This is a genomic window from Persicitalea sp. (assembly GCF_041751555.1).
In the GTDB taxonomy this organism is placed as follows: Bacteria; Bacteroidota; Bacteroidia; order Cytophagales; family Spirosomataceae; genus Persicitalea.
On the sequence record NZ_JBGSXF010000345.1, the window covers coordinates 1 to 10,410 of the forward strand.

General features: G+C 50.9%; 9 protein-coding genes. 5 read left to right on the forward strand and 4 right to left on the reverse strand.

Going from position 1 to position 10,410, the window contains the following annotated elements:
• A partial coding sequence (locus ACEW8P_RS12355) for a hypothetical protein (RefSeq protein WP_373513385.1) occupies positions 1–990 on the reverse strand: 990 nt, incomplete at its 3' end.
• Between the two features lie 125 nt (positions 991–1,115).
• On the opposite strand from ACEW8P_RS12355, the gene ACEW8P_RS12360 reads away from it, so the two are divergent.
• From ACEW8P_RS12360 to ACEW8P_RS12375, 4 genes are all read left to right on the forward strand, one after another.
• Positions 1,116–2,126 (forward strand): bile acid:sodium symporter family protein, encoded by a 1,011-nt coding sequence (locus ACEW8P_RS12360; RefSeq protein WP_373513386.1) that lies wholly within the window; start codon positions 1,116–1,118, stop codon positions 2,124–2,126.
• Positions 2,127–2,234: 108 nt separating this feature from the next.
• Complete coding sequence (gene fmt / locus ACEW8P_RS12365; protein ID WP_373513387.1) at positions 2,235–3,158, forward strand: methionyl-tRNA formyltransferase; 924 nt, start codon at positions 2,235–2,237, stop codon at positions 3,156–3,158.
• Positions 3,159–3,251: 93 nt separating this feature from the next.
• Positions 3,252–3,758 (forward strand): dihydrofolate reductase, encoded by a 507-nt coding sequence (locus ACEW8P_RS12370; RefSeq protein ID WP_373513388.1) that lies wholly within the window; start codon positions 3,252–3,254, stop codon positions 3,756–3,758.
• A 57-nt stretch (positions 3,759–3,815) separates the two neighbouring features.
• Positions 3,816–4,922, forward strand: coding sequence for an alpha/beta hydrolase (locus tag ACEW8P_RS12375; RefSeq protein WP_373513389.1), 1,107 nt, complete (start codon positions 3,816–3,818; stop codon positions 4,920–4,922).
• An 84-nt stretch (positions 4,923–5,006) separates the two neighbouring features.
• On the opposite strand, the gene hslU is transcribed toward ACEW8P_RS12375, so the two are convergent.
• Both hslU and porQ read right to left on the reverse strand, forming a co-directional pair.
• Entirely contained in the window at positions 5,007–6,419 is a 1,413-nt protein-coding gene (hslU, locus tag ACEW8P_RS12380; RefSeq protein WP_373513390.1) for an ATP-dependent protease ATPase subunit HslU, read from the reverse strand.
• Positions 6,420–6,662: 243 nt separating this feature from the next.
• Positions 6,663–7,679 carry a type IX secretion system protein PorQ gene (gene porQ / locus ACEW8P_RS12385; RefSeq protein ID WP_373513391.1) on the reverse strand — a complete coding sequence of 339 codons (1,017 nt, stop codon included), beginning with the start codon at positions 7,677–7,679 and terminating at the stop codon, positions 6,663–6,665.
• Between the two features lie 116 nt (positions 7,680–7,795).
• Here porQ and ACEW8P_RS12390 point away from each other — a divergent pair, with 116 nt between their 5' ends.
• Entirely contained in the window at positions 7,796–9,355 is a 1,560-nt protein-coding gene (locus ACEW8P_RS12390; protein WP_373513392.1) for an acyl-CoA carboxylase subunit beta, read from the forward strand.
• 122 nt (positions 9,356–9,477) lie between these two features.
• Here ACEW8P_RS12390 and ACEW8P_RS12395 read toward each other — a convergent pair.
• Positions 9,478–10,410: polyphosphate kinase 2 family protein (locus ACEW8P_RS12395; RefSeq protein ID WP_373513393.1), on the reverse strand; the 933-nt coding region annotated here is incomplete at its 5' end.

Below are 10,410 nucleotides of genomic sequence, written 5' to 3' on the forward strand. Positions count from 1 at the left end.
CCGGTCGATGTCGTGGATGAATACGACGGACACGATTAACACCAACATCCCAATAACGAGCGCGAGGAGCAAAAACCGGTTTCCGCTGCACCAAAGCAACAAAAAAGCCGCACCGATGAGTAGCCACATCCCTTCGAAGGCTGTCCACAGACTGCTGCCAAACCCGAAACGGTGGGCGTCGGCGAGTAGCACGGGTGTGCCCAGCGTAGAATAACCGTGATCCGGGAAATAGCGCAATCGAACGTACGTGCGTCCAGACAAATACACGACCCAGCAGACTACTACCAGCCAAGCCGGGCTTTTCAGCGTAGCAGTAAAGAATCTGCCAAAGCCATCCCGCCTGTCTTTCAGCGCAAGGTACTCCTTCGTGATCCACCATAAGCACACAAATCCCGCCGTCATCAAGGCTCGCTCATCTACCAGAAACGAGGTAAGCAGACTGAGCGAAAACAGGATGGGCTGCCGCGTGACCAAACACACCAACAGAAAAAAACAGGCAAATCCATCTCCGTAGCCGATGACATCCACAAAGCCGAACGACCCGACCAACAGGTTAGCGATGGCCAGCGTGAAAAGGGCGGTCTGCACTTTATCCTTCGAAAAGCTAAAATAGAGTTTGGCCGAAAGGTAGATGAACAAAATGCCTAGCACCGCCTGAATGACGAGTATCAACACAATATTGTGGCCAGTCAGCCAGGATAGCACGGGCAAGAACCAGCGAAAAATCATATTCTCGCGGCGAATATATACATCGACTTTGGTCGGGTGTAACAGGTCGTGCGACTGTATTTCTATGAAAGCCCAAGCATCGATGACATTTAGGCCATTGAGGTGACCATACAACAATGAGTAGGCTGGAAATGCTAAAAAAATTGAAATGGCTACGCTAACGAATGTTAGTTTCCAAAGCCAATTCGGTGCTCCTAAGCGGCGTTCGAGCCAGAAAAAGAAAGTATGGTAAAGGGCACTTAGTGATATTCGGTGTGGCATAGACTCTACGTCTGATAAGTTCGAAGCGGCAAATTAAGGCAATTTTAGGCGTTTGGGACGAAGTGAATTTCGTTTCCAGTAATATATTTGCTTGCTTTGCTTCCCTCCAAAACGGCCTCCCAATAGTGTCTCGACCTTCTGTTTCGCACCGTAATAACTTTTGGTCAATCATCCAAAGGCTGGGACTCGATGGCTTTATTCTGGCGCTTTTTGGGGTGATCTTTCTGGCCTGGCTTTGGCCGTATCCGGGTACTTCGTCGGCCCCTGTGCCGCTGGGAAAAGTGGCGGGCTACGGCGTGACGATCATTTTCTTTTTTTACGGTCTGAAGCTTAATCTGAGCCAGTTGCGCGTCGGACTGGGCAATCCAAAGCTGCATTTGCTGATTCATACCGCCACCTTTCTGCTTTTTCCCTTGCTGATTTTAGCGGTAAAGCCCTTTTTCCAAAGTACCGAAAGCCAAACGCTGTGGCTGGGGATTTTTTTTCTGGCGGCACTGCCGGGTACGGTGTCGTCGGCGGTAGTTATGGTATCGCTGGCCGGGGGTAACATCCCCGCCGCTATTTTCAACGCCAGCATTTCCAGCTTGCTGGGCGTGTTTATTACGCCGCTGTGGATGGGTCTGTTGATGAATACCGCCTCAGCCAGTTTCGATATGGAAGAAGTGATCCTGAAACTGATCGTTCAGGTACTGCTGCCCGTCATGGCGGGAATGCTGATGCATCGGTTTTGGGGTGAAATTGCTGAAAAGTACCGCAAAGAACTGGGCAACTTTGATAAGAGCGTGATTCTGCTGATCGTTTACACCAGCTTCTGTGAATCCTTCGATAGCGGCGTATTTTCGCTACTAGGCTGGCGGGAACTTCTGTGGCTTTGGCTTGGGATGATTGTCCTATTCTTTTTAGTGTATGGAATCGTTTCGTTTACCGCTAAAATATTGAAATTTAAGCCTGAGGATCGAATTACGGCCTTATTCTGCGGCTCCAAAAAATCACTCATACAGGGAGCGGTAATGTCAAAGGTGCTTTTTGCAGGTCTGCCTAGCGCCGGAATTTTATTGCTACCAATTTTGCTTTATCATGCCTCTCAACTCGTTATCGTAAGTTCCATCGCGCAGCGATTGCGGCGAGAAAGGTAAATGTACTTTGGACGTTAGACGTTGGATGTTGGACACTTAGTTTTGAACTCTGAATAAATCTAGCCACCAACGAACCAGTCCAAAATCCAACGTCCAAAATCCACTACTATGCTCAAAATTATTTTCATGGGAACGCCCGAATTCGCGGTGCCAAGTCTGCAAATACTGGTTGAAAAGGGCTGCGAGGTCGTAGCAGTTATCACCGCCCCTGATCGCCCGGCGGGCCGGGGCCAAAAACTGAACGAATCGCCCGTGAAGCAATACGCTGTGGCGAATAATATTCCGGTGCTGCAACCAGAGAAGTTGCGCAACCCTGATTTTTTAGAACGGCTCCGCGCCCTGAATGCCGATTTACAAGTCGTAGTGGCATTCAGGATGCTACCTGAGGTGGTGTGGGCCATGCCGCGACTGGGTACTTTCAATCTCCATGCCTCACTACTACCCGACTATCGGGGCGCAGCACCCATTAATTGGGCGATCATGAATGGTGAAACCGTGACGGGCGCGACGACCTTTTTTATTGAAAAGGAAATCGACACCGGGAAAATTATTTTTCAGGAAAAAGAAGAAATCACCTCCGACGACACGGCAGGTTCGCTGTACGAAAGGCTGATGGAGAAAGGCGCAGCACTCGTCTTGCGAACCGTGCGGGCTATCGCGGTTGGAGACTACCCGCAGATTCCGCAGCCGCCGATGCGGACAGGAAAAGAAGCCCCCAAACTTTTCCGCGAAAACTGCGAAATCGACTGGAACCGCCCTGCCGCCGAGGTCAGAAACTTCGTGCGTGGTTTGTCGCCATACCCGGCGGCCTGGACAACGCTGAACGGAATGAATTGCAAACTTTATGCGGTGGCAGTAGTTGAAGAAGGATTGCCGAACGGTTCAACAGAACCAGGCACTTACCGCACCGACCAAAAGAACTTTCTGCATTTTCGAGCCGCCAATGGCTGGATTTCTGCACGCGAATTGCAGTTGGAAGGGAAAAGACGAATGAAAATTGACGAACTCCTGCGAGGGTATCGGTTGCCGTAATCTCGCAAGCGCGCAAAGTCGGGACGCCGAATCGCCCAGAATAAAAGCCAATCAATTGTCGGGCCTTCTAGGGCTTGTAACATGCAAAAGAATATGGACATATCCCTCATCGTAGCTGCCGCTGAGAATGGCGTCATTGGTAGAGATAACAGACTACTTTGGCGGCTGTCGGACGATTTGAAGCGCTTCAAAAGGTTGACAATAGGCCACCCGATTATCATGGGACGCAAAACCTACGACTCCATCGGTAAGCCACTGCCGGGCCGAACCTCAATCGTCATCACCCGCTCACAAGATTTTTCAGCGGAGGGTGTGCTGGTCGGGCATTCTCTTGAAGAAGCTATTGAAGAAGCTAAAACTCTGGGGGCCGAGGAGATTTTTATCATCGGTGGCGGCGAAATATACAAAGAAGCGTTAGCGCGAAAGCTGGCCAATAAAATCTACCTCACGCGGGTGCAAACCAAAATCGATGGGGATACGTACTTTATAATTCCGAACCTTTTCGATTGGGAAATTATTGAGAATGACCTTCATCCGGCAGACGAGCGCCACGATTACCCTTTTCAATTTGTCGATCTGACACTAAAAACAGCGCCCTGACTTTTCAATTCTGTTTATAATAGCTATTATTGGGGCTGATAGACAAATACACACAATATGACTGCAACAATACAAGCACCCACTAAGACTTTAAAATTACAACTAACTACTCCTGTCATTGATGATCGCCCGATCTATGTTTCGGGCAATTTTTGCGACTGGATCGGCAACATCGACCGTTTCAAAATGGAGAAAGTAGCACCCGGCTGCTACGAGTTTACTTTCCCCGCCGAAATCGATCTTCCCGAAAATCTGGAATACAAGTACACCAAGGGCGACTGGAATCACGTCGAACTCGACACTGGAGGCACAGCCCCGCTCAACCGCTCGGCCACGTTGGGGCAGGTCGATACGATACAGGATTTTGTTCCCCACTGGCGGGAGGAAGGCGTTTCGCTCAATGACGACCTGATGCCCGTCACCGAACTGCTGTCTGAATCCTATGAAATTCCGCAGCTTGCTACCAATCGCCGCATTCAGGTACTGCTACCGCATAACTACCACGAGCAACCCGACCGCCATTATCCAACATTGTACCTGACCGACGCGCAGAATCTTTTCGGCGAAGGCTCGTCCTACGGCAATTGGAGCATTGACCGCAAACTGGCAGTACTTTCGGCAAGGGGGCGAGGCGACGTCATCATCATCGCCATTGACCACGGCGACAAGGAGCGCATTCGGGAGTTTTCGCCTTATGATACCAAACGCCACGGTAAGGGTAAAGGCAAGGATTTTTTGAAATTTATTACGAGAACTCTAAAACCAGAAATCGATAACAAGTACCGCACCTTGCCCGATCGCCTCAATACGGGCATTGGCGGTAGCTCTTTGGGCGGCTTGCTGGCGGCCTACGCTGGACTTATGCACCCACTGGTATTCAGCAAACTGATGATTTTCTCGCCTTCACTCTGGCTGTCACCCCGCATCTATTTTGACGCGGTTCATTTTTTCGAACCATTCGAAAGTCGTATGTACCTCTACGGCGGCAAGCGTGAAGGGACCAACATGGTCAGGAACCTGGAATCGCTTTACGAAACCCTCGGACAGCAAGGCTTCGGCTATGATCGCGTCCACCTCAACCTCGAAATCGACCCGCTAGGCAAACACAACGAAGCCCGCTGGGGTGAAGAATTCCCGCGGGCGTTGGAGTGGCTTTACTATTAATTGGGAATTAGTGAATTTTGAATGATAAAATAGCTTGAATACTAAGTCTAGTATTCTATCATTCACACATTCTATCATTCAAAATTATAATATAAACTGACTCAGATCCCGGTTCTGCACTAGTTTGGAGAGCTTTTCTCCAACCAGGTCTTTCGTGACGGTCACCAGGGAGTTGGGGCCGATTTCGTCAGGAATATCGAACATGAAATCGTTGAGCAGTGAACTCATGACCGTTTGCAGTCGGCGAGCACCGATGTTTTCGACTTCGCTGTTGACGTCGAAGGCAATTTTGGCAATCTCGCGGATGGCGTCTTCTTCGAATTCCAGGTCGACTTCCTCAGTTTTCATCATAGCAATGTACTGCTTGGTCAGGGCATTCTTAGGAGCCTTCAGAATTTGGTAAAAATCGTCCTGAGTGAGGCTTTGCAGTTCCACCCGAATCGGAAAGCGTCCCTGCAATTCAGGGATAAGATCCGAAGGCTTGGATACGTGAAAGGCCCCGGCGGCGATAAACAAAACGTGGTCGGTGTTGACAATGCCGTGCTTGGTATTCACGGCGCTTCCTTCCACGATGGGTAGCAAGTCGCGCTGTACACCCTCGCGGCTCACATCGGGACCGCCGCCCCCACCCGAGCGGCTGGTGGCGACCTTGTCGATTTCGTCTATGAAAATAATCCCAAGATTTTCGGCCTTCTGAATGGCTTCAGATTTAACCTCGTCCATATCGATGAGCTTAGAGGCCTCCTCTTCGAGAAGTAGCATTTTGGCTTCGGCTACGGTCACTTTGCGCTTTTTGCCCCGGCTTGGCATCATGTTGCCGATCATTTCCTGAATATTCATCATTGACACGTCGTCGATCGCGCCGCCGATCATGCCCACGTTGGGCCCACCGCTTTGCTGGACCTCAATCTCGATCTTGCGGTCGTCCAGTTCACCGTTGCGGATTTTCTCCCGGAAACGCTCGCGGGTACGTTGGTTGAGTTCCTGGTCGCTATCGGGCATAGAATCGGAATTGGCAGCACCATTCTCAAAACTAACGCCAGAGGTGCCCGAGGCACCTGACGAGTGCATCGGCGGAATCAGAATATCCAGAATTGAGTCCTCGACCATTTGCTCGGCTCGGATTTTTACTTCCTCTTTCTTCTGCGCCTTCACCATCCCGACGGCCTGCTCCACTAAGTCGCGCACCATGCTCTCCACATCACGGCCCACGTAGCCTACCTCGGTAAACTTGGAGGCTTCCACTTTCACGAAAGGTGCATCAGCGATTTTGGCTAGCCGCCGGGCAATCTCGGTCTTACCCACGCCCGTCGCGCCAATCATCAAAATATTGTTAGGGATAATCTCATTCTGCATATCCTCGGGACTGTTCATCCGCCGCCAGCGGTTGCGCAGGGCAATAGCCACGTTGCGCTTGGCGTCGTGTTGCCCGATGATGTATTGATCCAGTTCGGCCACAATCTGCCGAGGGGTTAATTTCTCTAAGTGTTCAGTCATTATTGGCTATTGGGCCTCGGCTACGCTCAGCCTGACAAGGCTTTCGGCTTTCGGCCTTTTCTATTTTATGAAATTGGAAATTAGTGGTAAACTACCACCAGTAGATGGTCTTTTCCTTTTTTTAAATTCTGTTTTATAATGAGTTGCTTCCACAAACTTAACTCTGGCTCAAACTCTATGCCTTTGTGCCTTTGCCACTTTGTGCCTTCATTCCAAAACAACCATACCCGCCCAAATTCTCCGTCATTTTTGCAGACTGACATTCATCCCAAAAGTACTTATTCCCATCCCAGCCGCCAGTTGCGAACGACCGAAGATGAACTCGAACTGTTTCACTTTCAACCATCCGCCAAAAGAAATACCCGACAAGCCACCTGTCTCCCGCAGCCGCAATTCCTGTCGTAACAGATGGTCATATCCCAGCATGAGGCGAAATTTTGGATGAAGTAAAATTTCCGCCCCGGCCGTCAAATGCCGCAGTAGCTTCTCAGGAACAGCGATTTTTCGCGGAATGCGATTGCCGTTGTTGTCAAAGTCAAAAAACAGGGCCGGGTCGTTGTACACTTGGTCGAAGGCATTGAGGTGATGCGCGGTCAATGATATACGCAGCGGCATGTATTCAGGCTTAAATGTCATGCCAATACGGACATCGAAGGGGAGGGGAGGAGCGTCGCCTCCGGCGTAGTTCTGTCGCAAAAACCCCAAATTCTTCACCACAAATCCGGCGGTTAAATCACGCTTTGGATGCTTGAACACCGCGCCCCAATCCAGCGCTAGCCCCCACAGCCGGTAGTTTTCCAGCGACGAGCCGACCATTTTAACCGCGCCGCCCACAGTAATGTTCTGAATGGTATTGCCATAGCCCACCGACAGCGCGTAGTCTGCCGCCCGAAATTCGCCGATGGCGTTGCCTAAATCGTCGGTCTGCGTCAGGGTGCCGTAATTGAGGTACTGGACTCCTCCGGCCCACACGCCCTTTATTTTTTTGAAGGAGTGCACATAGGCCAAATTTACCAGTCGCGTATCGGCCAGATAGGGCATGACCGATAGTGCCAGATTTTTGGATTTTGCGCTATCCAACAAAGCAGGGTTTTGAATAAAAAGCGTGGATTCTGAGCCCGGCAATGTAAAATGCCGCGAACCCAGAGCGGCCAGACGGGCATTGGCGGGTAGTTGTAGGAAAGTGAGACCCGCGCGTCCGCCCGTCGGTTGGGCGGCACAGGTAGTACCCAAAAGTACCCACAGTAGCCAAAGCGTCATTCCCCATTGCGGGTGCTTGCGTAGTACTACTCTTGCAATCCTATATCGTTTCTGTAAATTGCCCGTAATCCTGATTTAAGGTTGTGAAAAGTAAAAGTACGATTGAAATAAAGAATATGAAAACGCGCAACGCGACGACTGAAAGAACCGAAGTTTTGGATAAAAAGAATGCCGAAGCCCTGCTGGGCGGCGGCGAGAAGCGAATCGAGGCGCAACACAAAAAGGGAAAATTAACCGCCCGCGAGCGTGTCGAATTACTGATGGACGAAGGCTCGTTTGAGGAAATCGGAAAATTTGTCACGCACCGCGCCAAAGACTTTGGCCTGGATAAAGAGCACTATTTGGGCGATGGCGTAATTACGGGCTACGGTACCATTGCCGGACGGCTTACCTATGTTTTCGCACAGGATTTTACGGTCTTTGGTGGCTCGCTGTCCGAAACTCACGCCGAGAAAATTATCAAAATTATGGACATGGCCCTGAAAAATGGCGCGCCCGTTGTCGGGTTAAACGACTCGGGTGGGGCCAGGATTCAGGAAGGGGTAGTTTCGCTGGCAGGCTACGCCGATATCTTCTACAAAAATACCCTGGCCTCGGGCGTCATTCCGCAGATTTCGGCCGTGATGGGCCCCTGTGCGGGTGGAGCGGTGTATTCTCCGGCCATTACCGACTTCATCATGATGGTCGAGAACACCAGCTACATGTTTGTGACGGGGCCGAACGTAGTCAAGACTGTGACCCATGAGGACGTGACTTCCGAAGAACTCGGCGGGGCAATGACACACGCCACCAAGTCGGGTGTAACGCACTTTGTGGCGGCCAACGAAGTGCAATGCATCGAGTATCTAAAAAAACTACTCAGCTACGTTCCCCAGAATTGCGAGGACGACGTGCCGCGGCTTCCTTACGAAACAAGTAACGAGTCACGTCCCGCCCTAGACAACATTATTCCCGAAAATCCCAACCAACCCTACGACATCCGGGAAGTTATCGAAGAACTAGCCGATGCGGGTAGCTTCTTCGAAGTCCATAAGTACTTTGCCGAGAATATCGTGGTAGGTTTTGCCAGACTAGCGGGACGAAGCATTGGCATCGTGGCCAACCAACCCGCCGTTTTGGCCGGAGTACTGGACATCAACGCCAGTCAAAAAGCTGCCCGCTTCGTGCGTTTTTGCGATAGTTTCAACATCCCGCTGCTGGTACTGGAAGACGTACCCGGCTTCCTGCCCGGCACCGATCAGGAATGGAATGCCATCATCACCAATGGGGCCAAACTACTCTACGCTTTCTGCGAGGCCACCGTGCCTCGCATCACGGTCATCACCCGCAAAGCCTACGGTGGGGCTTATGATGTAATGAATTCCAAGCACATCGGGGCCGATATGAACTACGCCTGGCCTACCGCCGAAATCGCCGTAATGGGTGTGAGCGGCGCGGCCGAGATTATTTTCAAGAAAGAAATTGCCGAAGCCGAAGACCCGGCGGCGAAGTTGCAGGAGAAAGTGGACGAATACACCCGCAAATTTGCCAACCCCTACCGCGCCGCCCAACGCGGTTACGTGGACGAGGTAGTTTATCCCTCCCAAACCCGCGAAAAACTAATCCGTGCCTTCGCTATGCTTGAAAACAAGGTGGACGTCCTGCCGAAGAAAAAACACGGAAACATTCCGTTGTAGAGCGACAAAGTACGAAAAGGTCAAGGGTAAAACGGTAAAACGGTAAACGGTTCGCGGATTTCAACTGGATGTATCAGGAAATCGTAGAACCTCGTTTGACCTTTAGCCCTTTAACCGTTGACCTAATTCTGCTCCTTGATAACCTTGACAAACCGCTTCAATTCTTCGTGGCGTTCTTCGTCAGCTTCGGGGTAGTTCATATCCATTTTACCTAGCTCTGCTGCGATAATTTGACCGACGATCAGGCGCATGTTCTTCTTATCGTCGGCAGGAATGACGTACCAGGGGGCGGTTTCGGTGGCGGTGGCGTTGATGGCTTCCTCGTAGGCTTGCTGGTAATCGTCCCAGAATTCTCGCTCCTTCACGTCGCCTTCCTCAAACTTCCAGTTTTTGGACGGATTGTCGATGCGGTCGATGAGGCGCTCGGCTTGCTCTTTCTTGGAAACATTCAGGAAAAATTTGATGACCCGAATGCCATTGTTGTACAGGTAGTTTTCCGAATTCCTGATGTCCTGGTAACGCTGTTCCCAGAGGGTGTACATATTTTCCGTGAATTCCTGGGGTAGTCGCTGTACATTGGTTACGATTTCGGGATGCACTTTTACGACCAGTACTTCCTCGTAGTAGCTGCGGTTGAACACCGTGATACTGCCGCGCTGAGGCAGAAGTACCGAGGTGCGCCACATGAAGTCGTGTTCGAGTTCGTTCTCGCTGGGCCGCTTGAAGGAATGTACCTTGACGCCAATGGGGTTGACACCCGCAAACACGCGCTTCAAAGTACCGTCTTTGCCCGCCGCGTCCATAGCCTGAAAAATCACCAACAGCCCATAGCGGTTGTGGGCGTACATCATGCTTTGCAGGTCGTCGAGCGCGTCGGAGTTGTCGGCCAAGATATCCTTGTAGTCGTCCTTATCCTTATAAATTTCGGAAATCTTGGTGTCCAGCTCTTTGAGCTTGAATTCTTTGCTTCCGTCGTAACGGAAGTCGTCGGGGTTTACCATTTTCAATTTTGAATGAGTGAATGGGTTGTTAATAGGGTTATGGGTCGCGGAGGC